The 23,215-nt window shown below is 45.7% G+C and carries 25 protein-coding genes and 5 tRNA genes; 21 read left to right on the top strand and 9 right to left on the bottom strand.

Annotated elements, in window-relative coordinates; translation table 11 throughout:
* Positions 1-15 precede the first annotated feature (15 nt).
* Positions 16-681, bottom strand: coding sequence for a hypothetical protein (locus M3152_RS12305; RefSeq protein WP_251695493.1), 666 nt, complete (start codon positions 679-681; stop codon positions 16-18).
* 171 nt (positions 682-852) lie between these two features.
* Between M3152_RS12305 and M3152_RS12300 the strand changes: the two genes are divergently transcribed.
* The 11 genes from M3152_RS12300 to glmM all read left to right on the top strand — a co-directional run bounded on the left by M3152_RS12300 (position 853) and on the right by glmM (position 8,307).
* Positions 853-927: transfer RNA gene (locus tag M3152_RS12300), tRNA-Asn, on the top strand.
* Positions 928-934: 7 nt separating this feature from the next.
* Positions 935-1,010: transfer RNA gene (locus tag M3152_RS12295), tRNA-Thr, on the top strand.
* Positions 1,011-1,165: 155 nt separating this feature from the next.
* Positions 1,166-1,240: transfer RNA gene (locus M3152_RS12290), tRNA-Glu, on the top strand.
* A gap of 56 nt (positions 1,241-1,296) precedes the next feature.
* A tRNA-Tyr gene (locus tag M3152_RS12285) sits at positions 1,297-1,381 on the top strand.
* A gap of 43 nt (positions 1,382-1,424) precedes the next feature.
* Positions 1,425-1,499, top strand: a tRNA-Gln gene (locus tag M3152_RS12280).
* A gap of 798 nt (positions 1,500-2,297) precedes the next feature.
* Complete coding sequence (gene rocF / locus M3152_RS12275; protein ID WP_251695492.1) at positions 2,298-3,203, top strand: arginase; 906 nt, start codon at positions 2,298-2,300, stop codon at positions 3,201-3,203.
* 171 nt (positions 3,204-3,374) lie between these two features.
* The gene (sigW, locus tag M3152_RS12270) at positions 3,375-3,938 is read left to right on the top strand and encodes an RNA polymerase sigma factor SigW (protein ID WP_251695491.1); all 564 of its coding nucleotides are present in this window, start codon (positions 3,375-3,377) and stop codon (positions 3,936-3,938) included.
* A 13-nt stretch (positions 3,939-3,951) separates the two neighbouring features.
* Positions 3,952-4,584: a zf-HC2 domain-containing protein gene (locus tag M3152_RS12265; protein WP_251695490.1), complete on the top strand. Its 633-nt coding sequence runs from the start codon at positions 3,952-3,954 to the stop codon at positions 4,582-4,584.
* A 217-nt stretch (positions 4,585-4,801) separates the two neighbouring features.
* A complete protein-coding gene (gene cdaA, locus M3152_RS12260) occupies positions 4,802-5,638 on the top strand; it encodes a diadenylate cyclase CdaA (protein ID WP_251695489.1) in 837 nt (278 codons plus the stop codon).
* On the top strand, positions 5,631-6,914 hold the full coding sequence (locus M3152_RS12255; RefSeq protein ID WP_251695488.1) for a CdaR family protein: 1,284 nt from the start codon (positions 5,631-5,633) through the stop codon (positions 6,912-6,914). Before cdaA ends, M3152_RS12255 begins: the two co-directional genes overlap by 8 nt.
* Positions 6,915-6,954: 40 nt before the next feature.
* Positions 6,955-8,307: a phosphoglucosamine mutase gene (gene glmM / locus M3152_RS12250; RefSeq protein WP_251695487.1), complete on the top strand. Its 1,353-nt coding sequence runs from the start codon at positions 6,955-6,957 to the stop codon at positions 8,305-8,307.
* Positions 8,308-8,460: 153 nt separating this feature from the next.
* On the opposite strand, the gene pstA is transcribed toward glmM, so the two are convergent.
* From pstA to pstB, 4 genes are all read right to left on the bottom strand, one after another.
* On the bottom strand, positions 8,461-9,345 hold the full coding sequence (gene pstA / locus M3152_RS12245) for a phosphate ABC transporter permease PstA (protein WP_251695486.1): 885 nt from the start codon (positions 9,343-9,345) through the stop codon (positions 8,461-8,463).
* Between the two features lies 1 nt (position 9,346).
* A complete protein-coding gene (pstC, locus tag M3152_RS12240; protein ID WP_435371947.1) occupies positions 9,347-10,267 on the bottom strand; it encodes a phosphate ABC transporter permease subunit PstC in 921 nt (306 codons plus the stop codon).
* A 127-nt stretch (positions 10,268-10,394) separates the two neighbouring features.
* Positions 10,395-11,366 carry a PstS family phosphate ABC transporter substrate-binding protein gene (locus M3152_RS12235; protein ID WP_251695484.1) on the bottom strand — a complete coding sequence of 324 codons (972 nt, stop codon included), beginning with the start codon at positions 11,364-11,366 and terminating at the stop codon, positions 10,395-10,397.
* A 166-nt stretch (positions 11,367-11,532) separates the two neighbouring features.
* Positions 11,533-12,351, bottom strand: coding sequence for a phosphate ABC transporter ATP-binding protein PstB (gene pstB, locus M3152_RS12230; RefSeq protein ID WP_251695483.1), 819 nt, complete (start codon positions 12,349-12,351; stop codon positions 11,533-11,535).
* 52 nt (positions 12,352-12,403) lie between these two features.
* On the opposite strand from pstB, the gene M3152_RS12225 reads away from it, so the two are divergent.
* Positions 12,404-12,580, top strand: a complete 177-nt coding sequence (locus tag M3152_RS12225; protein ID WP_251695482.1) for a hypothetical protein — start codon at positions 12,404-12,406, stop codon at positions 12,578-12,580.
* Positions 12,581-12,623: 43 nt separating this feature from the next.
* On the opposite strand, the gene M3152_RS12220 is transcribed toward M3152_RS12225, so the two are convergent.
* The gene (locus tag M3152_RS12220; RefSeq protein WP_060205541.1) at positions 12,624-13,064 is read right to left on the bottom strand and encodes a YtoQ family protein; all 441 of its coding nucleotides are present in this window, start codon (positions 13,062-13,064) and stop codon (positions 12,624-12,626) included.
* 106 nt (positions 13,065-13,170) lie between these two features.
* Between M3152_RS12220 and M3152_RS12215 the strand changes: the two genes are divergently transcribed.
* From M3152_RS12215 to M3152_RS12200, 4 genes are all read left to right on the top strand, one after another.
* Positions 13,171-14,739, top strand: a complete 1,569-nt coding sequence (locus tag M3152_RS12215) for an amidohydrolase (RefSeq protein ID WP_251695481.1) — start codon at positions 13,171-13,173, stop codon at positions 14,737-14,739.
* Between the two features lie 74 nt (positions 14,740-14,813).
* Positions 14,814-15,164: an NIPSNAP family protein gene (locus tag M3152_RS12210; protein ID WP_251695480.1), complete on the top strand. Its 351-nt coding sequence runs from the start codon at positions 14,814-14,816 to the stop codon at positions 15,162-15,164.
* A gap of 43 nt (positions 15,165-15,207) precedes the next feature.
* On the top strand, positions 15,208-15,855 hold the full coding sequence (locus M3152_RS12205) for an HAD hydrolase-like protein (protein WP_251695479.1): 648 nt from the start codon (positions 15,208-15,210) through the stop codon (positions 15,853-15,855).
* A gap of 23 nt (positions 15,856-15,878) precedes the next feature.
* Positions 15,879-16,436 carry a GNAT family N-acetyltransferase gene (locus M3152_RS12200; RefSeq protein ID WP_251695478.1) on the top strand — a complete coding sequence of 186 codons (558 nt, stop codon included), beginning with the start codon at positions 15,879-15,881 and terminating at the stop codon, positions 16,434-16,436.
* A gap of 70 nt (positions 16,437-16,506) precedes the next feature.
* Here M3152_RS12200 and lepB read toward each other — a convergent pair whose 3' ends face one another.
* Complete coding sequence (gene lepB, locus M3152_RS12195; RefSeq protein ID WP_251695477.1) at positions 16,507-17,304, bottom strand: signal peptidase I; 798 nt, start codon at positions 17,302-17,304, stop codon at positions 16,507-16,509.
* Complete coding sequence (locus M3152_RS12190) at positions 17,285-17,797, bottom strand: RNA polymerase sigma factor (RefSeq protein WP_251695476.1); 513 nt, start codon at positions 17,795-17,797, stop codon at positions 17,285-17,287. The genes lepB and M3152_RS12190 overlap by 20 nt, the downstream gene beginning before the upstream one ends.
* A gap of 320 nt (positions 17,798-18,117) precedes the next feature.
* Here M3152_RS12190 and M3152_RS12185 point away from each other — a divergent pair, with 320 nt between their 5' ends.
* Positions 18,118-18,726, top strand: coding sequence for a class I SAM-dependent methyltransferase (locus M3152_RS12185; RefSeq protein ID WP_251695475.1), 609 nt, complete (start codon positions 18,118-18,120; stop codon positions 18,724-18,726).
* Positions 18,726-18,920 (top strand): YwbE family protein, encoded by a 195-nt coding sequence (locus M3152_RS12180; RefSeq protein ID WP_251695474.1) that lies wholly within the window; start codon positions 18,726-18,728, stop codon positions 18,918-18,920. Before M3152_RS12185 ends, M3152_RS12180 begins: the two co-directional genes overlap by 1 nt.
* A 48-nt stretch (positions 18,921-18,968) precedes the next feature.
* Here M3152_RS12180 and M3152_RS12175 read toward each other — a convergent pair whose 3' ends face one another.
* Positions 18,969-20,615: a catalase gene (locus tag M3152_RS12175; RefSeq protein WP_251695473.1), complete on the bottom strand. Its 1,647-nt coding sequence runs from the start codon at positions 20,613-20,615 to the stop codon at positions 18,969-18,971.
* Positions 20,616-20,750: 135 nt separating this feature from the next.
* Here M3152_RS12175 and M3152_RS12170 point away from each other — a divergent pair, with 135 nt between their 5' ends.
* From M3152_RS12170 to M3152_RS12160, 3 genes are read left to right on the top strand one after another with little or no spacing between them, the layout of a single operon-like run.
* The gene (locus M3152_RS12170; RefSeq protein WP_251695472.1) at positions 20,751-21,899 is read left to right on the top strand and encodes a PstS family phosphate ABC transporter substrate-binding protein; all 1,149 of its coding nucleotides are present in this window, start codon (positions 20,751-20,753) and stop codon (positions 21,897-21,899) included.
* Between the two features lie 29 nt (positions 21,900-21,928).
* Entirely contained in the window at positions 21,929-22,168 is a 240-nt protein-coding gene (locus tag M3152_RS12165) for a hypothetical protein (RefSeq protein ID WP_251695471.1), read from the top strand.
* Complete coding sequence (locus M3152_RS12160; protein ID WP_251695470.1) at positions 22,165-23,169, top strand: NAD(P)H-dependent flavin oxidoreductase; 1,005 nt, start codon at positions 22,165-22,167, stop codon at positions 23,167-23,169. Before M3152_RS12165 ends, M3152_RS12160 begins: the two co-directional genes overlap by 4 nt.
* Positions 23,170-23,215: the final 46 nt, after the last annotated feature.

The following is a 23,215-nucleotide window of genomic DNA, read 5'->3' as shown; positions in this document are numbered from 1 at the left end:
GGAACTGCGCTTTTGTTATTTCGGCATTTTTTTTGTTTTGATGGACATATTGAATAGGACATCCTCCAATGATTTGTTCTGGCGCGTTTCAGTCAGCTTTTTGAAGTCGGCTAACGTAATCCGTTCCTCGCGATAATGCGGCAGCGAAATGATTTCCCCTTCGATGACCGGCGGCGGCTCTCCCGTATGCCAGCGGACTGATGAACCAAGGGCGTTCACTTCGGTGTCCCAAAGTGCGGTCCGTAGTGAATAAGGGAACTGCTCATCTGACGTTCTGAACCATAACGGTTTGGCACCGAAAAGCTTCTCATATGTCTCCAGCTGTTCAATCAGAAGAGGTGTATTCTGTTCATACTCCATCCCGGCATGTCCCAATAAACCGGTAGGGATATTGCGTTTCTTGATCAATTGCACGATTTCAGGAAAGCGCCCGGCCCAATCCATGTCAAGAAGGAGCAAAGGATAGGGAGCCTGTAATTCACGGATCAGCTGCTCCACTTCCTCATCTCCGAATGATATATTAATGGTTAGCGCGGATCCCGACATTCCTCTGACGATGACTTCATTCGGCTCGTCCGTCAAACGGAAAACAGACTTCAACGAATCCGATCCGGGCATGCTTGGGAAAAACAATGCGGCAGCGCAGCATACGAAAAGTAAAAGAATTAGTTTAGCTCTCAAGTTACATCCCCTTTGAAACGAAATCTATAGGGTACTTTATGATAAAGGCTTGACCGATATGATTGGAACATGCTAATATAAGAAAGTCGTTACGGGGTAATGAAATTAAAGTTGATTTTTCCCCGGCGGTCAGCTAAACTAAATAGTGTCGTTGGAAAAATTAATTACGATTCCGCAGTAGCTCAGTGGTAGAGCAATCGGCTGTTAACCGATCGGTCGTAGGTTCGAGTCCTACCTGCGGAGCCATATTTATGCTTCCATAGCTCAGTAGGTAGAGTGCTTCCATGGTAAGGAAGAGGTCACCGGTTCGAATCCGGTTGGAAGCTCCAGATGAAACTTGAGAATTTTGTTTCATAGGCAAGAACTTTTTTTTATGTCCGCCTGCTGTCTGAGTGCAAGATTATAAAAATAGGCTTGCATTACGACTATAAATTTGGTACTATAGCATTTGTGCTAATCACTGAGAAATTTATTATTATAGTATGGCCCCTTGGTCAAGCGGTTAAGACACCGCCCTTTCACGGCGGTAACACGGGTTCGAATCCCGTAGGGGTCACCATTTTTTATTATTAGGAAAGCTGGCAAATAGATGCTCAGCTTATTATATTTTAACCTGGTGGGGTAGCGAAGTGGCTAAACGCGGCGGACTGTAAATCCGCTCCCTCAGGGTTCGGCGGTTCGAATCCGTCCCCCACCACCATCTATACATACAATCTGGGAAGCAGCTTATCACGATATATCATTGGGGTATAGCCAAGCGGTAAGGCAACGGACTTTGACTCCGTCATTCGTTGGTTCGAATCCAGCTACCCCAGCCAATCATTTTTTTCGCTCCACGAAAAAAATGATTTGCGAGTAATTCCGAAAGGAATTAGGAGCAAAAGGTTTTAATACTAGAGCATTCCAAGTTCAAGGTAAATGCGAGCAAACCGGTTTTAATACCAGAGCATTCCACATAAACGGTTATTATCAGTTAACAATAATCTCACAAACCCCATAAAACACCCACACAAATCCATCAATAGATAGGATTTTTTTTATTGCCAAAAATCTCCCACCTCAACATTTTCTTAAAATATTCATAGAGCTTATCCCGTCTCTGTAGTGGTAACGAGTATCATGGAAAGGTATTATATAGTAGGCAAATTAACTAAAGTATAAAAAGCGAATGACTTGATGCTATTGAATAGAGAAGGTGTCCGTAAGAATTGTACAGGCCGAGAATTAGTTAAACGTGTGCTTTTACACATTTAAAAGAATTTGTGAGCGTATATGCGTATCTGAATCCATTTATGAGCTTTTGTGGAGATATATGCGTTTCTCATATAAGATATGAGCATTTGGAGCGTTTTATGCGGTTTTGGACGACTTTATGCGTATTTGCATGCTCATCATGACATCGGATGTTCCTCATGGGCAATATTGCAGCTATTTATCAGATGAACAGTTGATGGATGTTATATGGATAACTATTATCAAATGATACAAGCCTTTATCTCCAGTAGATTGTGAATTCATGTTTTTGAAATCTGTAGAAAATGAATAAATATCCAAAAACTTGTTAGGTTGAGCCATTCCATATGACGAATTACAATATGGATGGGGGGCTGACAAATATGAAAAAAATGAATATATCATTAATAGGGGTTCCACTAGATTACGGACAAAGCCGTAGAGGCGTGGACATGGGCCCGAGCGCCATCCGTTATGCCGGCGTGGTAAACAGATTGGAAACGATCGGCCATACGCTGAAGGATGAGGGAGATGTCCAAGTAAGTGCAGTTGAACGTAAAGATCAGGAAGTTGCGAAATTAAAAAACTTGGAGGAAGTTGTTCAAGCGACTGGTGAACTTGCGAACCGAGTAGCTAAAGTCGTAGAGAAAGGGAACTTTCCTCTTGTACTCGGAGGCGATCATAGTATTGCCATCGGAACAATTGCAGGTTTAACATCAAAATATAAAAACTTAGGCGTCATCTGGTATGACGCACATGTTGACATGAATACGATTGAAACGTCACCATCAGGCAATATCCATGGGATGCCGCTTGCGGTCCTTATGGGGCGTGGCCACGAGAGATTAGTGAATATTTATCAAGAAGGGCAGAAAGTGAAGCCCGAAAATATTGTCATCATCGGTGCGCGTTCAGTCGATCCCGGAGAGCGTAATCTCATTAGGGATCTAGGTATTAAAGTGTTCACGATGCATGAAATTGACCGGGATGGCATGACTACGGTCATGAAAGAAGCGATTGCTTATTTGCAGGAAAAGAACGTTGACGGGGTTCACCTATCATTGGATTTGGATGGCCTTGATCCGCTTTACACTCCTGGAGTGGGGACACCGGTGGCGGGCGGAATAAGCTATCGTGAAAGCCATCTCGCAATGGAAATGCTTGAGGATGCGGGCATAATCACATCAGCTGAATTCGTCGAAGTAAATCCAATACTCGATGAGAGAAACAAAACCGCGGATGTCGCGGTCGGATTGATGGGATCTTTGTTAGGGGAAAAATTACTCTAAGAATGGCCGCCTGGGTTTTCATCCAGGCGGTTTTTAAGTAATAATTTTCCTAAAAGAACGGAAATAGTTATCAATCTTTGGTAAAATAAAAAACATGGAGTAAAAATGAAACCAGTTGGACCCTTCAAACGTATAGAAGGAACAGCCGCATAGAGCGGAGGATGAAAGTCATTGGATGAATTGGTCAATAAAAGAATAAATCAAGTGATCAAAGGCGATCAAGATGCATTCGAGGAAATAGTCACCATGTTTCAACATCGGCTGTATCATGTTTGTTATCGAATGCTCGGCAATCCCCAGGAAGCGGAAGATATAGCCCAGGAAGCTTTTGTACGTGCCTATGTGAATATCCATACGTACGATCAGAAACGGAAGTTTTCCACTTGGTTATTTCGGATTGCAACAAATTTATGCATCGATAGGATCCGCAAAAAGAAGCCGGATTATTATCTTGATGCGACAGTGCCGGGAACGGACGGCCTCAACATGTACTCGCAGATTGCAGCAGCCGGCGATTTGCCGGAGGAAGAAGTGGAGCGTATGGAAGCGCAGGAACGTGTCCAATATGAGATTGGACGACTGCCGGAAAAATACCGCACTGTCATCATTTTGCGTTATATGGAAGAATTGCCGTTGCAGGACATCAGTGATATTTTAGAGTTACCACTTGGAACCGTGAAGACCCGGGTTCACCGTGGACGGGAAGCATTACGGAAGCAGATGGGTACTATGTAGGAGGGAATAAAGTATGAATACGTGTCAGGAACCAGTGATCCATTTAATGCACGCGTATTTAGACGGAGACATTAGCCATGAAGAAGAGCAGGTGCTGCATAAGCATTTGGTTGAATGTGATCTTTGCAGGGAAATGATGGATGAACTGAAAATGTCGGCTTTATTCCTGAAGGACACAGCTCCAATTCAAGCACCGGAAGGATTTGTCTCAGGCGTCATGGAACGTCTCCCAAAAGAGAAATCGCAAGCAGGCTTTCAGCGCCTATTACGCAGGCACCCGCTCGTGGCTGCGGCCGCACTATTTTTACTACTAATGAGCGCTACGCTCTTTTCTAGCTATAGCAACAATCAGCAGTTCTCCTTCACGAAACAGCCGAATCTTATCGTCGAAGGGGAAACGGTAATAGTTCCCGCCGGCGAAGTCGTGAAAGGCGATATTGTCGTTAAAAATGGAAATCTCCGGATTGAAGGGGAAGTGGATGGGAATGTGACAGTTATCCATGGATCCAAATATATGGCTTCGACAGCAGTCGTTACAGGGAAGAGTGAAGAAATTGATCAGGCCTTCGACTGGCTATGGTATAAAATCAAGTCTACCGTGAAGGATATTTTCCCGTCTTCGGATGGCGAGCAACAGGAAGAATAGCACTTCAGCGACTGCCTTCCCGGCAACGGGGAGCGCGGTCGTTTTTTAAATCGCACAATAAATGCTGCCGCTCGCGGAAAGTTTTCCTTGGAAGGAAACAAACCTCGGCTGAAAACGTTCCCATTAGTAACCAGTCCTAATTTGTTTTCAAGAGCATTGAAACTAGGCTGTATGATATACTGAGGTATAGAATTTGCGATGAAGGTGAGGGAAGCGCATGCCAGGTTGGGAAATGATAACAAACTCAAGTCCGGTTGAAATACTTAAAAATATAGTGGATGTGCTTCTCGTATGGTTTGTTTTCTATAAATTAATCACCATCATAAAAGGCACGAAAGCTGTACAACTGTTAAAAGGAATTTTCGTCATTTTATTAGCCCGAATTCTTACTGAATACTTTGGACTTGATACATTGAAGTGGATGTTGGATCAAGTGTTGATGTTCGGTTTCCTTGCCATTATTATCCTTTTTCAACCCGAAATACGCCGTGCGTTGGAACAGCTTGGACGAGGACGCTTGTTTGCAAGGTCCGCAATGCAGGAGGAAGAAGAACGCGACCGCATGATTGAGGCATTCAATAAGTCGGTGAGCTATATGGCGAAGCGGCGGATTGGAGCACTCATTTCGATTGAAAGGGAGACAGGTCTTAGCGAGTATATAGAAACCGGTACTCCATTGAATTCAATTGTCACATCTGAACTGCTTATCAATATCTTCATTCCTAACACACCGTTACATGATGGAGCCGTCATCTTGCAAAAGAATAGGATTGCGGCTGCGGGTTGCTATTTGCCGCTCTCGGAAAATCCCTTCATTTCAAAGGAACTCGGAACCCGTCACCGAGCGGCACTCGGCATAAGTGAAGTGACCGATGCCATTACCGTAATCGTATCCGAAGAGACAGGGGCCGTCAGTATTACCGCTAACGGGGATATCAATCGGAATTTATCGATGGAAGAGTTTGAGAAGCAGCTGCGTCAAGTATGGTTTGGGGCGGAAACCGAAACGTCTTCTACTCCATTCTGGAAATGGGGGAAACAAAAAAATGGTTGATAAGTTAATGGATCGCCCATGGTTTCTCCGTTTCACAGCATTGGCACTCGCCATAATCCTTTTCTTTTCCGTCCAGTCGGAGAATGAAAAAAAGACGAGCTCCACGATCGGTGATTCACAGGGTATCCTTCACGATGTGCCTGTTGAAGTGCTTTTTGATAATGAAAATTCCGTCGTAACCGGAGTCCCTAAGACGGTCAATATGGCAATAGACGGGCCTGCAAGTCTCGTCCAGTCGACAAAACTGTTGAAGGATTTCACATTGAAGGTCGACTTGCGGGAGCTGCCGATGGGAAGACATACGGTCAAGATACAAGCTGAAAATCTATCGGATAAGCTGGATGTGAGATTGGATCCGGCGACTGTGGCCGTTGTCATCGAAGAGAAAGTATCAAAAACATTCCCAGTCGAGCCTGAATTTAATGAGCGGCTGCTTGCGGAAGGTTATAATGCAGTGAAGAAGGAAGTCGAACCTTCCACCATTCAAGTGACTGGCGCGAAAAGCGTTGTGGAATCAATCAGCTTTGTGAAGGTTTCGGCAACCGGAGATACGGGCATTAATAAATCATTTGAACAGAAAGCACGTGTCCGGGTGCTCGACCGGGATCTGAATAAATTGGATGTCACGATTGTGCCCGAAGAAGTGACGGTCAAAGTAGAAGTGAAAGAAAATAGTAAAGAGGTTCCTGTTACCCTGAGACAAAAGGGCGAGCCTGGCGAGAACATCGTCATCGACTCTGTATTCACAGATACGAAAACGGTAACTCTGTTCGGCTCTCAGAAAACTCTCGAGTCCATTAACGACCTCCGAGTGGATGTGGATATCTCGAAAGTGAAGCAATCAGGAACTGTAGAATTGAACCTTCCAAAGCCAAAGGGAGTTTCCAAGCTCTCGGAGGAGAAGATCAAAGTGAACATCGGCGTAACCGTCGTGGATGGAGAGGATCCTCCGCCTGATGTATCGATGGAACCAACGACTGATGTGGTGAAGGACGTAACAAAGGAATTTAAAAACATCCCGGTCGCAGTGAAGGGTCTGGATGAGAAATATAGCAGTACCTTTTTGAAACCTACAAATGGAGTTGTCGATGTGACGGTAACTGCCAAAGAGGATGTCATAAATTCACTTGACACTTCGGATTTCGATATTAGCGTCGATGCTTCCGTGACCGATCAGGAAGGGGAGCATACATATCCGTTGACTGTAGTAGGGCCGGATAATATTGCATGGAAGATTTCTCACGATGAAGTGACATTGGAAATTAGGCTTGCATAATGAAGAAGCTGATTAAGAGCATTGAAAGGGAGTATGGATTATGACAAAGTATTTCGGAACGGATGGCGTCCGTGGGATTGCGAATAAAGAATTAACGCCGGAGCTTGCATTTAAACTTGGCAGGATTGGCGGACATGTATTAACAAAAGCTTCCCAGGAGACATCCCAAGTGCTTGTTGGACGGGATACCCGCATATCCGGCCATATGCTGGAAAACGCTTTGATTGCAGGTCTATTATCAATGGGAGTCGAAGTGATGAGGCTTGGTATCATCAGCACACCTGGTGTTGCCTATTTGACGCGCGTCATGAATGCCCAGGCGGGTGTTATGATCTCAGCATCCCACAACCCATTTGGAGATAATGGCATCAAGTTTTTCGGTGCTGATGGTTTCAAATTGACAGATGAGCAGGAAGAGGAAATCGAATCCCTTTTACATGAAGAGACAGATAGCCTGCCTCGTCCGGTAGGTGCTGATGTCGGCACTGTTACGGATTACTTTGAAGGCGGCCATAAGTATATCCAATACTTGAAGCAGACAGTCGATGAGGAATTCACCAACCTTCATGTTGCACTTGATTGTGCACATGGCGCGACTTCTTCATTAGCGACGCATGTCTTTGCCGACCTTGATGCGGACTTGACGACGATAGGCGCATCTCCAAACGGCCTTAACATTAATGAAGGAGTCGGGTCGACACATCCTGAAGGACTCAGCCAGCTCGTGGTCGATAAAGGTGCAGACATCGGACTTGCTTTTGACGGGGATGGAGACCGCCTCATTGCAGTTGACGAACTTGGCCGGGTCATTGATGGTGACCAAATCATGTTCATCATCGGCCGCCACCTCCAATCGAAAGGCCGCTTGAAGTCCGACACGATCGTTTCAACGATCATGAGCAACCTCGGCTTCTATAAAGCATTGGAGCGGCACGGCATGATGAGCGTCAAAACAGCCGTCGGTGACCGATACGTCGTCGAAGAGATGAGAAAAGGGAATTACAATCTTGGCGGGGAGCAATCCGGCCATATCATCTTCCTCGATTACAATACGACAGGGGACGGTCTATTGACGGCCTTACAACTTGTCAACATCATGAAGCGAACTGGTCGGAAGCTATCAGACCTTGCAAGCGAGATGACAATCTACCCGCAGGAACTTGTCAACGTCCGAGTGACGGATAAAAACAAAGTTACTGAAAATGTAAAAGTCGCTGCGGTGATCAAGGAAGTTGAAGAGGAAATGGCTGGCAACGGCAGAGTCCTCGTCCGCCCATCTGGAACTGAACCGCTCGTCCGCGTAATGGTCGAGTCACCGGATCACGATACATGCGAACGCTTTGTCAACCGCATTGCGGATGTAGTTCGTGAGGAAATGGGTATAGAAGAATAATCAATGAATTGGCTATTAAGGGTGAAAGGAAATCGCTACGATTTCCTTTCATCCTTTTTTGTTTTGCGCTGTTAACAGACGGTCATGATGCTGCTTCACGCGGTCACGAACAAAAAAATCGCACCCATAACCGGATGCGATGGAAATACAAATTTAAAATACACGATGGAATTTATTCCGGATGATGATCGCTGTGGAGTTCAAAACGAACAGTGCCACTAGCAGAACGATGATTGTGGCGGCGGCCAAATTGGCATATTCCGCGACTAGCGAAGCATCCAACGTCCAGTAATAAATCTGCATCGGCAACACTGTGAAGCGGTCCATGATGCTACCTGGGAATGGGATCAGCAATGCAGGGATACCGATGACGACGAGCGGCGCGGTTTCGCCGATTGCCCGGGATAAGGAAAGAATGGCTCCTGTCAAAATTCCGGGAAGTGCTGCGGGCAGGATGATTCGCTGAATCGTTTGCCATTTCGTCGCGCCTAGCCCGTATGCAGCTTCACTTAAAAAGAAAGGGATGGAGCGAATTGCTTCCTGACTTGCAACGATGACAATCGGTAAAATCAATAGGGACATCGTCAACCCGCCAGCAAGGACGATGTTTCCAAGATCTAGCACCCGTACAAAAACAGTTAAACCAAGGATTCCATACACGATGGAAGGGACACCTGCCAAATTGGATATATTCGTTTGAATGAAGCTGACTAGGCGGCCTTTTTTTGCATACATCTCTAAGTAAATCGCCGTGCAGACGCCTACAAACATTGTAACGGGAGCGACAACGAGCATGAGCCAAAACGTTCCGAGGATCGCTCCCATGATGCCAGCACGTTCAGGCTGCGTTGATAATTTACCGGTCAAGAAATCGAAGTTGACTGAACCGATGCCTTCCGAAACGACTTTGACGAGCAAAACTGCTAGGAAGAAAAGTCCGAAGAATGCGGACAGCATAAAGATGGACTTCGAGAACCGGTTCAGGAATAAACGACGCTTCATCCGCCGTATATGTTGTTTTTCACTCAGTTGATTCATCTTAATATTCCTCCCTGAACTTTTTGGAAACGGCCCTTGCGATAAGGTTCATCAAGAGTGTTAAAACGAAAAGGGTCATCGCAACTGCATACAAGCTGTAATAGACTGTCGATCCGGCAGCGGCGTCTCCGCCCGTCACTTCGACGATGTAAGCGGTCATTGTCTGCATCGATTGTGTAAGGTCAAAAGTAAAATTTTTCGTGCTGCCGCTTGCAATCGTCACAATCATCGTTTCCCCGATGGCACGGGAAATCCCAAGTACAAACGAGGCGATGATGCCGGATAGGGCCGCGGGAATGACAACTTTGCGCGTAACCTCAAGTTTTGTCGCTCCTAATCCATAAGCGCCTTCACGCATCGCATTCGGAACAGAACTCATTGCGTCTTCGGATAGGGACGCAATCATCGGGATGATCATGACACCCATGACTAAGCCGGGGCTAAGAATATTCGTCGCCTGGAGACTCGGAATGAATTCACGTAAAAGCGGCGTGACGAAAGTGAAAGCGAAAAATCCATAAACGATTGTCGGTACGCCGGCGAGCAGTTCAAGAATCGGCTTGACAACTCTCCGCAATTTCGGGGACGCGTATTCGCTCAAGTAAATGGCTGCCATCAGCCCAATTGGCGCAGCTACTGCCATTGCAATCAAAGAGGAAGTAACGGTGCCCATCAATAATGGAAGCACCCCGAACTCAGGATTCTGGCTCAACGGCTTCAAGACGGTGCCTGAAAAGAAATCGAGGAAAGGCACCCGTTTGAAGAACTCCACTGTTTCAAATAACAGTGTCCAAATGATGCCGATTGTCGTCAAGACAGATAATGAGGCAATCAATGTGAGGAAGATGGGAATCAGCCGTTCAATCCTTCTTCTGATCGAATTGCCGCGCTGATTTTGGTCGATCATGTCACGGATATTCATTTTATCAGCCTGTGGTAGTTCATGATTTATCATTAACAGATACCCCTTCCAGTAAGATGCAAGAGGATGAAGGCTTTAACAGCCCCCATCCTTATCCTCGTCTAGACTCCAACGCTTTGATTGCTGATTACAGGCCTTCCAGGTAGCTGACGTTTTCTTTCACTTCAGATTCCGGAATCGGTGCAAAGCCTGTTTCACCTGCGAATTTAGTAATATTGTTCATGACGTAGAGTGCAAAATCTTTAACTTGCGGCTTTTCTTTTGCGTGATTCACATTCAAGTATGTGAAGACCGGGCGAGTGAAGTCCGTATAAGCGCCATCCTCAGAAATCGTATCTAACGCCGGCTCGACAGGACCATTTCCGAAGTCGACAGCAACGGCATTCATCTTGTCTTGGTTATTGACATAGTAGCCGAATCCGAAGAACGCGATTCCGTTCTTATCTTCAGAAACAAGGTTCACAAGCGTTGAGTATTCTTGCTGCAAGTTGACTGAGTTATCCATATCTTGCTTATCTAAAATGCTTTCATAGAAAAATTCATAAGTTCCGTGGTTTTCATTCGGTCCCATTGCATTGATCTTTTCATCCGGCCAATCAGGATTGATGTCGGACCATTTCTCGACAGTGCTATCAGCAAGGAAGATGCTGACCAGTTCTTCAGGCGTCATTTCTGTAGCCCAATCATTTTCTTTATTGATGACGAATGTAAGGCCGTCCAAAGCAACCTTCAATTCTTTCACTTCAATGCCGAGCTTATCGGCTTCTGCTGCTTCTTCATCCTTGATTTGGCGGGAAGCATCATTGAAGTCTGTACCGTTTTCAACGAGGAATTTTTTGAACCCCGCGCTTGTTCCAGCGCGACTCACTTCAACGGAAACGTTCTCTTGTTCGTTCACCATATACTCCTCAGCAAGTCGGGCCATAAGCGGGTACACTGTTCCGGAACCGTCAATGGCGACACTGCCTTTCAGCTCTGCTCCTTGTGCGGATGCTTTGTTTTTATCCGATTCCCCGGAGTCGCCGTCTTTTCCACATGCTGCGAGAACAACTGCAAAAGCAGCGATGGTCATGAATAAAAGATACTTGTTGAACTTCATTGATAAATCCTCCCCTGGTTTAAGTTCTATATTAGATGAAGGAATCTCCTTCACAACTACATCTTAATGGTCCATTGTTAAGTAGGTGTTGTTAATATGTAAAGGTATTGTAAATTATTTTTAATAAAAAAATAAAACCCGCTCTCATAGGAAGCGGGTTCATGGTTCAGCCGAAACGGCCGTTAATATAGTCGTCTGTCAATGTATCTGAAGGGTTGTTGAAGATGGTAGTCGTCCGATCTTCTTCGATCACTTCGCCATTCAGGAAAAATGCAGTACGATCGGAAATACGTGCGGCTTGCTGCATGTTATGCGTTACGATGGCAATCGTCACATCGTTTTTAATGGAGCTAATCAATTCCTCTATCTTATGAGTCGATACAGGATCCAGGGCGGACGTAGGTTCATCCATCAAGATCACTTCGGGATCGATGGCAAGGCAGCGTGCGATACATAGCCGTTGTTGCTGTCCGCCGGAAAGGCTGTACGCGCTTTTATGGAGTCGATCTTTCACTTCATCCCATAAGGCGGCTTTCTTCAAGCTTTCTTCTACAATCATGTCGAGCATCGCCTTGTTGCGGATGCCGTGCACTCTTGGTCCAAAAGCAATGTTTTCGTAGATTGATTTCGGGAAGGGGTTCGGCTTTTGGAACACCATGCCAACTTTGGAACGAAGGATTTCCACAGGCATTGCCTTACCTAAAATATTATTCCCTTTGAAAGTGACATTGCCTGAGATGGAGACATCGGTTGCTGTTTCCACCATACGGTTCAATGTTTTGAGGAACGTCGATTTCCCACATCCCGATGGACCGATGATGGCGGTCACTTCGCGTTCATTGATGGAGAGATCGATGTTCTTCAGTGCATGCGACGTGCCGTACCAGAGATTCAGCCCGTTCGTTTCATAAATCGGTTTATGCCAGCTTTCGTTTCGTACGACAGATAATGGTTTTTCTTTTATACGATCAAGAAGTAATGTCATTTAAAATCCTCCTAGTTGGTTTGAGGCTTACGTTTAGTCTACGGGAGGATTATTGAGGAAGTATGAAGGTGTTGTTAAGGTTTTGTTAAGAGGAAGTAATGCGGAGCATCTAGAAACTGTACGTAAATGGGTTGGAATTTGCCGAATCCGTGATAAAGTGTCGAGAATCGGTGGTAAAGTGCTGAGATTCGGTGATAAACCCGCCGTTGTCGGTGGTAATCGACAATAGTTTCCAACATAAAAAGGCCATCCTCAGAGGGATAGCCTTTCATTCATTCAAAAATATAATGCAATGCCTTCACGGCTTGGTCCACTGTCTCGACTGTAGCATGCGCTTTACGGGAAAGCTCCTTCAGAGGATGGTGATGCTGCTCGGAGCGGATGAGGATAAGCGGCTTGCCGTATGCAACTGCGGCACTCGCGTCCATCGCTGTGTTCCATTGCTTGTACTGCTCGCCGAAAAGGGCAATGACAAGGTCAGCTTTCTTCATTAGAAGTTCAGTCCGCAAGTTGTTGAAGCTGGAAGCGGCAGCATCCTTGAAAATTGCATCCGGCTGCTTGCCTAAAATCTCCTCCCCGATATTATCCGAGCGATCGTGGTCTTCCATCGGACCAACGAAATCAATCGGCAAATTCAATGCCGCGACTTTCCGTTTCACCTCTTCACGCCAAGATGTATGGATTTCCCCTGCAAGATATACTGTCAATCTCATTAAAGATCCCTCCTATAAATGATACCCCCATTATAACATTCATCCGAATTAGATTGCCCAACGTTGCACGAAAGTTTAGAATTAAGGAAAGAAAAGGGGGAGACGTATGAAAACGATTTGGCATAACGGCAAGATGTATACGATGGACAGGGAAGGGGAAACCGTCGAGGCGCTTCTCACGGAAAACGGAAAGATCATAGCAGTGGGAACCTATGACGAATTAAGGAATGAAGCCGATAATGAAATCGACCTAAAAGGGGCGGTGCTCTATCCAGGATTCATTGACAACCATATGCATATGATCGGGCACGGGCAGAAATTGCTCAGTTTAGATTTATCCAAGGCGAAGTCTTCGGATGAAATGATGGATATGCTCTTGAATGCCTATCCAGATTTGAAAGAGGATGAGTGGTTCATTGGCGAAGGATGGAATGAAAACAATTTCGCGGATAAAAAGATTTTCACGCGCCACGAACTGGACAAGGTGACGAATTCTCCAATGTATTTGAAACGGACGTGCAGGCACGCGGCAATTCTCAATTCAAAAGCGTTGGAGCTCGCCGGCATTACGAGAGATACGCCGGATCCGGATGATGGCGTCATTGAGCGGGATGAAAACGGGGAACCGACAGGAGTATTGAAGGAAGGACCGATGGATCGCGTATTGCAGCTCATTCCGCAGCCGACGGAGGAAATGTTGACAAAGGCGCTAGAGAAATCGGTCGATGATCTATTAACATTAGGATTGACCGGTGCGGTAACGGACGACTTGGGCTATTACGGTGATTACCACAATCCATTACAGGCATTTAGGAATGTCATCGGAGAAAAGAAAAAGTTCCGTGCGCATCTGTTGCGCCGTTCGCCGGTGTTTACTCAATTGATGGAGGAAAATGCCGAGTACAACGAACCGTGGATTGACCCAGGGGAAATGAAATTCTTCATCGACGGCTCGCTAGGCGGAAGCACAGCTTTACTGAGTGAACCATATGCGAATGACCCGTCCACTTTCGGCACAGCTGTGTTGACCGATGAGGAGATCCACGAGCATGTAGCGACCGCCCGGAAATACGGTCAGGCCGTTGCAATGCATATGATTGGCGATGGAGCTGTTGAAAAAGGATTGGACGCAATCGAGCGCCATCCTGTGCCGGAAGGGAAGCGCGACCGTCTCATCCATGTAAATGTGCTACGTGACGACTTGGTGGAGCGGATGAAGAAGCTTCCGATCGTCTTGGACATACAGCCAGTTTTCGTCTCATCCGATTTCCCATGGGTGATGGAGCGTCTAGGGGAAGAGCGCTTGGACTGGGCTTATGCATGGAAGCGATTGATTGACGAAGGGTTCATTTGCGGAGCTGGATCGGATGCGCCGATTGAAGAGGTCGATCCGTTGCTAGGCATTTACGCGGCGGTCACACGGAGAAAACCGGAAGAGACCCACGAAGGGTATTTACCGAAAGAAAAGCTAAGCATGTTTGAAGCGGTCGGTTTATTCACATCAGGCAGTGCGGCGACGATTGGGAAGGCGGATTCGCGTGGGAAACTAGGTATTGGATTTGATGCAGACTTCACGGTCTTGGATAAGGACTTGTTTGAGTTGAATGAAGAGGAAATCCTAGATGCTGCTGTCGTTATGACGGTAGTTGCAGGAGATGTCATGTATCGGAACTGATAAAAATGTATTTGGAGGAAGATAACAGGGTGCTGATTGTCTGTTATCTTCTTTTCAGTAAGAGGGGGGATACTATGTTTTATCGGAGAAAATTTTATACTGTGAAAAAAGAATTTGTAGGGATCTTTAATCAACATTTCAGTAACACCAACTTGCCTAACCAGCTTAAACACGGTTCTCGATTAATTGGCCGTTGGATGAAGGAAAATGAGGACAATACTGTCGAGATCTTTGCTATATGGGAATATGACAGCTATGAAGATTATGTTGAGATCGAAACCAAGATAAGAAATGATCATGCTCATGTAGGGCGTGTGAAGGACTGGTATGCAAAGCACGGTGGACGGGAACACGTATTGAAGGAATACATTTTAGAGGTTGAAAATGAAGCGATAACATCGACTGTAGAATGGAAGGCACAGTGATCTCTTCGGCCAACCAAACTATACATTGTATGGGAGAGTGGATATGATACAGTCTTTTATATTCGATATGGATGGCACACTTTTTCAAACAGATAGAATCCTGGAATTAGCCCTTAATGAGACCTTTGAACACTTACGGTCAATGGATAATTGGAACGGCGCCACACCGATTGAGAAGTACCGTGAGATTATGGGTGTTCCTTTGCCGGTAGTTTGGGAAACATTGATGCCCACTCATTCTAAGGAAGATAGAGAACTAACGGATGGATATTTTCTTGAAAGATTACTTGAAAATATAAGAGATGGAAACGGAGCTTTATACCCCGGTGTCAAGGAACTCTTCAGTTACTTGAAAAAGAACCAATGCTCAATCTACATAGCAAGTAATGGGTTAATTGGTTACCTCGAAGCCATAGTGAGCTATTATCGATTGGATCGATGGGTGACAGAGACCTTTAGTATCGAGCAAATTGACTCTATGAACAAATCGCACTTAGTCCGGAGTATTGTACAAAAGTATGGCATTACAAACGGAGCGGTAGTAGGTGATCGATTATCGGATATAAACGCAGCGAAAGATAACGGTTTACTCGCTATTGGTTGCAACTTCGATTTCGCAAAGGAAGACGAACTTGCACAGGCGGATATCATAATTGACGACTTACTGGAGTTAAAAAAGATCTTAAAGTGAGGACAGTTAGGAGTGTGAATAAAATGATAGATCTACGGCATAAACCTCTTATAGAAGGGGAGAAAGTTATCCTCAGACCTTATAAGGAAGAGGACTTCCCTTTCATAGAGGAATGTTTACAGGACCCCGAAGTACTTAAACTGACAGGAAGCACAAATGAAATTGACTGGGATTTTACTCGAAATTGGTACCAAACTAGGAATGAACAAGTGGATCGCTTGGATTTGGCGATTGTTGACTCATCTCAGGGCATCTTTGTTGGTGAGGCAGTGGTAAATCTATACGATGAGAAGAATCATAGTATGAATTTCAGGATTCTAATTGGTCCGAGGGGAAGGAATCGGGGATTAGGAACGGAGGCCACTCAGCTTATCATTAGTTACATATTTCAAACCACGACAATTAACGAACTTACCTTAAGTGTTTTTAATTTCAATCCCAGGGCAAAGCATGTGTATGAAAAGCTTGGCTTTGTAGTAGAGAGTGTTGATGAAAATGATCTGGAATTTGAAGGCGAATGGATTGATTCGAATAATATGAAATTGACGAGGGACAGTTGGTTGGATAGAAAAGTTGGTTAATAAAAACAGAGCAGATAGGGCACTTCAGCCATTCTGCTCTGTATTTTTATTTGTTCAATAAACTATCTTATTACTCAGCAGTCCCGATAATGATCCCTTCAATCTCTCCGATCGGCAAAGGACCATACTCGCGGCTATCGTATCCACGCCACCATTGATCAACGAGAATGAACACTGTATTTTCCTCCACAGTTACGGCTGCCATGTCCATATTGAAGTATTCCCTTATCGATTGTTCATCTACAATTCGACTGCTCGCAACCGTATTGAAATACTCCTCCTCGCTTAAGCCGTGCATTGTTGCTTTGCCATAGAACGTATCAAGTCTCTTTCCGTCAATATACACTTGACCGCCTTTAATTTCTACCGTTTCACCGGGTAATCCGACGACTCTTCCGATATACATTTCAGGAACTGCCGAATTCTTGGCAATGACGGAAGGTGGCATATGATAATAAACAGCTTGCCCCCGCTGCAACTCATCGAAATCAGTTGAAACGACAAGCTGCCCGTGCTCAAGGGTATAGAAATCGTGATTTCCCCTATCCATTGAATCGGATCCCCATTCAATCAAAAATGTCTGTTCATTTTGTGGAGCAGCTTCCAAACGCTCCGGTGTTATGTTATCGGTGATTACTCCTGTCGTTAATTCCGATTCGCCAATGATGACAAACAATCCGACACCGACCGATAGTAGAACGATAAGGGAGATAAAGGTAGGGAGCAATGTATTACGAAACACTTTCTTAGGGCGGGCTGATGCAAAGATACTCCGCCGTATATTCTCCTTCTGTATGGAAGAAGGTTTAAACGCATGACCAAGCTTTACCAGCTCCTGCGCTATATCATCATCGGTTAAGCGTTTCATTCGTAAAACCACCTTTCTCTAATTCCTTTTTGAACGCGACAAGCGCCCTCGACAAACTCATCTTCACTTTTCCTTCTGACCACTTAAGGATCGCTGACGTATCTTTTGTCGAAAAGTCTTGGATCTTCCGCAGTATGATCACTTGCTGGTAACTTGGCTTCAGCTGGTTAAGCGCTTCGTAAAATTGCTTTTGCTGTGAATTAAGAAGGACAATTTCTTCCGGCGATCGTTCGTGCTTGGCGCTGTGAGCATATAAATCAAAATAAAGCGTAATGGGATTCTTCTTTCTGAAATAACTTATCGTCGTCGTGTAGGCGATACGGAAAATCCAAGTTTTGACGTGGGAGTCCCCCTTGAATTGATGTGCATTCCGAACTACCTTCATAAACGTCTCCTGGGACAAGTCCTCGGCTGTATGGGAATCTTTCACGAGCATGAGGATGTAACTGTAAACGGCATCATAATGTTCATCAAACCACGCTTCACTGGACAAATCGTTCACCTCACTTGTTATTTACTTAGACGCAAACTCTGAAAATCGGTAACGAATCTGAACTAAATCATAATAAATCATTCAAACAGACATGCGCATGTCGATTAGTGTTTCATTAAGTATAACGGGTCTACTCGCAAGGAAATTTCATTTCCAGGAATTTTGTGTGAGTTTTTTTGTGTAAATGAAGTTAATTGAGGAGAATCGGTGGTAAACCCGCTTAAGTCGGTGATAACCTATCTGCTCGGTGTACGGATGGCCATGCCGAGGACAGGTTGTGATAAACTTAGGGAAATCGTCATGAAAGGAACGGATAGCTAATGACAAATTTTTGGCATGAGCGATTTTCTACAAAAGAGTACATATACGGAAAAGAGCCGAATCAGTTTGTCGTGGAAGCTGCTCACGTGCTGCCAAAAGGAAAAGTGCTTTGCATCGCGGAAGGGGAGGGGCGCAATGCCGTCTACTTGGCATCCCTCGGATTTGATGTGACTGCATGGGACTATGCGCAGGCCGGGCTCGATAAGACACAGCAATTGGCGAATGAAAAAGGGGTTGCCGTGAAGACGGAGCTTCGCGACTTGGCGCAAGTGGATTGGGAAGAGGAGCAGTGGGATGCAATCGTTCACATTTTCGGTCATTTTCCAAAGGATGTCATGGAAAAAACGATGACTGGCATTCAAAAGGCGCTGAAAGTCGGCGGCTTTTATGTGAGTGAGTTATATACGAAAGAGCAACTCCGATACGGCACAGGTGGACCACGTGATGAGGCGATGCTTGCGGATCCGGCGGACATCTTGGAAAAGTTCGATGGCTATTTCATTAAACATTTCCACGTAGGTGAAGTGAACCGCGACGAAGGACAGCTTCACACTGGAACGGCCCATGTTGTACAAAGCATTTTTCAAAAGAGAGAGGAAGCGAACTAATGGACGGACGTAATCGAAGTGATGTGAAGCCAGGAAGTAAGGTCGCAGTCATCCTGAAAAAGGACCAACGCACAGGCGTGAAGACGGAAGGGGTCGTCAAGGATTTATTGACAAACTCGAGCTTCCATCCGCATGGCATTAAAGTACGGCTCGAGGACGGACAAGTCGGCAGGGTCAGCGATATTTTGGAATGAATCGCAATAAAGGGACGCAGCCTACATCAGGCTCGTCCCTCTTTCATTTTAATATGGATCAGCTTTATGGCTTTCCTTCACAGCATCATCTGTTGCCTCGTTCGCAGCTACTGTCCCTTGGCCATATTTCGATAGGCCAGATTCACGGCCCGGAATCTTATTGTCCGTTTTCATTTCTTGGATTTCTTTCATTACCCTTTCTATACCTTCCTTCACGCGTTTGCCATAGTCTTCATCGGCTTGCGTGAAGTGATCGATCATGGCGTCTTGAATTCGTTTGTCACAGATCGCCAGCGCTTCGGATAGGTTCTTAATCAATTCATCGCGCTCCCAATCTTCAAAGCTGCGATATGTGTGGCCGGCTTGACCATAATTGTTCGGGCGATCGATTGGTGCACTCATTGCTGCTGCATTATAGATGGGTTGATGCGGTGTACGAATATCCTCGCTTTTTTCCTGATAGCCGCCGAGCATCGATGGTTCATAGTTGATATGCAAATCTCCAGACTCTTTCGCGTCATGGATAGCCATTTGACCGCGTTTCTGATTCGTCCGGACAGGAACCTTTGGTGCATTTACAGGCAATTTCAGATAGTTCGCGCCTATACGATAGCGCTGCGTATCTGAGTATGAGAAAGTCCGTCCTTGCAGCATTTTATCATCCGAGAAATCCATCCCGTCGACGAGAACCCCCGTACCAAAGGCCGCTTGTTCAATCTCTGCGTGGAAATCTTCAGGATTTCGATCAAGGACCATCTTACCTACCGGCAGCCATGGAAACTTCTCCTCCGGCCATAGCTTCGTATCATCGAGCGGATCGAAATCGAGTTCAGGATGGTAATCATCTTCCATGATCTGCACGAATAGCTCCCACTCCGGATAATCTCCCCGCTCAATTGCCTCATATAAATCCTGTGTTGCATGGCCGACGTTCTTCGCTTGAATATCGTTAGCCTCTTCTTGAGTCAAGTTGCGGATCCCTTGCTTCGGCTCCCAGTGGTACTTCACCAATACAGCTTCGCCTTTATCATTCACCCATTTGTAAGTGTTGACGCCAGAGCCCTGCATGTGGCGGTATGTAGCTGGTATGCCCCATGGGGAAAATAGGAACGTGATCATATGGGTCGCTTCAGGTGAACGGGAAACGAAATCGAACATCCGCTGAGGACTTGGCACATTCGACGCTGGATCAGCTTTAAACGCATGAATCATATCAGGGAATTTCATCGCATCGCGGATAAAGAAGATTTTCAGGTTGTTTCCGACTAAGTCCCAGTTGCCGTCTTCCGTGTACATTTTTACCGCAAAGCCCCTTGGGTCGCGTGCCGTTTCCGGCGAATCCTTCGCACCTGCCACTGTGGAGAAGCGAACCATCAGCGGCGTTCTCTTCCCGGCACCCGAGAATACTTTCGCACGCGTGTACTTCTCTACTGGTTCGTCACCGACTGTACCGTACGATTCAAAGTATCCAAATGCTCCGGTTCCCCTTGCATGTACCACTCGCTCGGGTATCTCTTCGCGGTCGAAATGTGAAATCTTTTCAATGAAATGATAATTCTCAAGCGTAGCTGCCCCGCGATTGCCGATCGTACGGATATTTTGGTTATCTGTCACAGGATGGCCCTGCCGCGTTGTCAACGTCTCACGTGTCACGTCTTGGCCATTTGTAACATTCACATCTTTGTTCTCTGCCAAATAGAAAACCTCCTCAAATCATTCTCATTATCTTTTACCCTCTGTCGGAAAGTTTATTCAGGTGTATTTCAGCGCCTTTTTTATATTCGGAATAATGTATACTAAACAAAAGAGAGATTGCGAGGAGGGAATAGGTTGAAAACGATTTGGGGCATATTGTCAGTTTTATTCATATGGGCATTAGTATTTCCATTTGCGGGCTTCGCAGCGTTTTTATTATACATTTCAAATAAGGGTTTTTTTGTACCGCTCGTCATCGCGGCATACATATCATTCGGTGCAATGCTTGTCATGGCGCGCTTTGAACTGTTCAACTATAAAAAGCATTTCTGGATCGGAGTAACGGCTCTCATCGCTGTATCGCTTCTGTTCACCATACCGGCCGTCTATGACAAAACACGTCCAGTCATTACCGATGGCCAAGTTGAATTAGCTGTATATCAACCGTTTGAAAAGAGAACGAAGGCCGTATTTTTAGATGAGCCTGCAAATTTGCACATCGAGGAAGACTTGCCGATTATCGATGGGGCGACGGCGCTTTATCCAATTTACGCGTCATTCGCACAAGCCGTTTATCCTGAAAAAGAGTACCAACCTTATGACAGCGAAGTGATGTCGAATCGGACTGAAGCTGCCTATACGAACTTGATTAACGGAAAAGTGGATATCATTTTCGTTTTGGGACCGTCTACAACGCAGCTGAACCAAGCGGAAAGTGCGGGCAAGGAGCTGAAGCTGACACCGATCGGGAAGGAGGCATTCGTTTTCTTCGTCAATTCCAAGAACTCGGTGGAAAGCTTGACCGAGAATGAAATTAAAGGGATTTACTCAGGGAAGATTACGAATTGGAAAGATGTCGGTGGAAAAGACAATGAAATCCGTGCATTTCAACGACCCGAAAATAGTGGCAGTCAAACTGCGCTGCGAAACTTCATGGGCCTCACACCAATTATGAAGCCGCCGACAGAGGATGTCATGTCACTCATGGGCACGGTCATCGGCGAAGTGTCCGACTATAAAAATCATAAAAACGCAATCGGCTACACATTCAGGTACTACTCGACACAGATGGTGAAAAACAATAGAATTCGCCTGCTTAGCGTGAATGGTGTCGAACCGAACACCGATACTATCAGGTCAGGAGAATATCCAATAACGAATGAATTTTATGCTGTGACGGCGGGAAGCGACAACCCGCATGTCGATGCGTTCATAGCGTGGATCTTGTCGGATGAAGGGCAAGAAATTGTGGAGAAGACGGGGTATGTGCCAGTTGGGAAGTAAGTGGGAGCTCATAAACTAGGAGGGATTGCATGAACTTGATCGTCGTCCTATGGCAGGCTTCATTAATCATTTCGTTTCTTACGTTCTTTTTTGGACTGTTTACCAAGTCTAAAACTTCATTGCTTATTAGCTTTTTCACTTCTTTACCGATCGCCTTATATTTCCTCGGTGCCAACAATGCATTTAAACTAGTGGCGCTTTTCCCGGTTATTCCCTTAGTGATCATGTATTTATTTCATCGGTATGAGAGAAGGAGAGTGGAATCATGACCTTTACAGAAACGTTAGGAATTCAACATCCAATCATCCAAGCTCCAATGGCGGGTGTCACGACGCCGGAATTCGTGGCGGCATCATCAAATGCGGGTATTTTAGGTTCAGTAGGTGCAGGGTATTTATCCGGAGAAGCTACGCGGGATTTCATTCGCGAGGTCAAAAAGCTCACAGATAAACCGTTTTCAGTCAATCTGTTCGTTCCAGAAGATGTCGAAATGAATCAAGACCTTCTGCGACAAGCGTATTTAGGACTGCAGCCAATCGGCAAGAGACTCGGCATGCCGTTTTGGAAGGCGCCATTGTCGGAATCGGATTTTGACGAGCAAGTGGATGTCATTATTGAAGAGCGTGTACCGATCTGCTCATTTACATTTGGGATTCCAGATCCACTGACGATTCAGAAACTCAAGAATGCGGGGGTATTGCTGATTGGGACAGCGACGACGAAAGAAGAAGCAATTGCTGTAGAAGATGCAGGGGTGAATGCGGTTGTCGCACAAGGCAGTGAAGCCGGAGGACATCGTGGTTCATTCATCGGGGAAGAGCTTGTGTCACTAGCGGAATTATTGCCTTCGATCGCCGAGGCTGTCGGCATTCCAATCATTGCGGCTGGTGGAATCGCTAACAAAGAGCATCTCGAACTTCAACTCTCCCGCGGAGCGGCAGCCGTCCAAATTGGTACCGCACTGCTAGTAGCAGAAGAAAGTGGTGCGCATCCGCTCTATAAAGAAGCCGTCTTGGCAGCTGGCGGCAATAGCACAGTGCTGACAAAAGCTTTCTCCGGAAAATCGGCAAGGGGCATCCGTAACGAGTTCATAGACATGACCGCAAGCGTCCCTATCGCCCCTTACCCATACCAAAACGATTTGACGAAAAAAATCCGGAGTGAAGCGGCAAAGCTCGGAAAACCGGAGTTCATGTCGCTTTGGGCGGGGGAGAACGTCCATGAAACAGCGGAGGGAACGGTGAAGGAAATCATCGGGAAGTTCATTTGAAAAGAGGATGGGAACAGCATACAACTGCCATATTAACGGGTTAATC

The sequence above is a fragment of the Sporosarcina luteola genome, from assembly GCF_023715245.1.
Classification (GTDB): domain Bacteria; phylum Bacillota; class Bacilli; order Bacillales_A; family Planococcaceae; genus Sporosarcina; species Sporosarcina luteola_C.
The sequence above is the reverse complement of the archived record's forward strand: the minus strand, read 5'-3'. Positions and strand labels throughout refer to the sequence as shown.

Excerpts from the sequence above, each read along its gene's own strand:
- M3152_RS12205 (WP_251695479.1), top strand. The coding sequence starts at position 15,208 with ATGATACAGTCTTTTATATTCGATATGGATGGCACACTTTTTCAAACA.
- glmM (WP_251695487.1), top strand. The coding sequence starts at position 6,955 with ATGACAAAGTATTTCGGAACGGATGGCGTCCGTGGGATTGCGAATAAA.
- M3152_RS12160 (WP_251695470.1), top strand. The coding sequence starts at position 22,165 with ATGACCTTTACAGAAACGTTAGGAATTCAACATCCAATCATCCAAGCT.
- pstB (WP_251695483.1), bottom strand. The coding sequence starts at position 12,351 with ATGACATTACTTCTTGATCGTATAAAAGAAAAACCATTATCTGTCGTA.
- M3152_RS12165 (WP_251695471.1), top strand. The coding sequence starts at position 21,929 with ATGAACTTGATCGTCGTCCTATGGCAGGCTTCATTAATCATTTCGTTT.
- M3152_RS12255 (WP_251695488.1), top strand. The coding sequence starts at position 5,631 with ATGGTTGATAAGTTAATGGATCGCCCATGGTTTCTCCGTTTCACAGCA.
- M3152_RS12220 (WP_060205541.1), bottom strand. The coding sequence starts at position 13,064 with ATGAGATTGACAGTATATCTTGCAGGGGAAATCCATACATCTTGGCGT.
- M3152_RS12215 (WP_251695481.1), top strand. The coding sequence starts at position 13,171 with ATGAAAACGATTTGGCATAACGGCAAGATGTATACGATGGACAGGGAA.
- rocF (WP_251695492.1), top strand. The coding sequence starts at position 2,298 with ATGAAAAAAATGAATATATCATTAATAGGGGTTCCACTAGATTACGGA.
- M3152_RS12235 (WP_251695484.1), bottom strand. The coding sequence starts at position 11,366 with ATGAAGTTCAACAAGTATCTTTTATTCATGACCATCGCTGCTTTTGCA.
- M3152_RS12185 (WP_251695475.1), top strand. The coding sequence starts at position 18,118 with ATGACAAATTTTTGGCATGAGCGATTTTCTACAAAAGAGTACATATAC.
- M3152_RS12180 (WP_251695474.1), top strand. The coding sequence starts at position 18,726 with ATGGACGGACGTAATCGAAGTGATGTGAAGCCAGGAAGTAAGGTCGCA.
- M3152_RS12265 (WP_251695490.1), top strand. The coding sequence starts at position 3,952 with ATGAATACGTGTCAGGAACCAGTGATCCATTTAATGCACGCGTATTTA.
- pstA (WP_251695486.1), bottom strand. The coding sequence starts at position 9,345 with ATGAATCAACTGAGTGAAAAACAACATATACGGCGGATGAAGCGTCGT.
- lepB (WP_251695477.1), bottom strand. The coding sequence starts at position 17,304 with ATGAAACGCTTAACCGATGATGATATAGCGCAGGAGCTGGTAAAGCTT.
- M3152_RS12210 (WP_251695480.1), top strand. The coding sequence starts at position 14,814 with ATGTTTTATCGGAGAAAATTTTATACTGTGAAAAAAGAATTTGTAGGG.
- M3152_RS12200 (WP_251695478.1), top strand. The coding sequence starts at position 15,879 with ATGATAGATCTACGGCATAAACCTCTTATAGAAGGGGAGAAAGTTATC.
- cdaA (WP_251695489.1), top strand. The coding sequence starts at position 4,802 with ATGCCAGGTTGGGAAATGATAACAAACTCAAGTCCGGTTGAAATACTT.
- pstC (WP_435371947.1), bottom strand. The coding sequence starts at position 10,267 with ATGAATATCCGTGACATGATCGACCAAAATCAGCGCGGCAATTCGATC.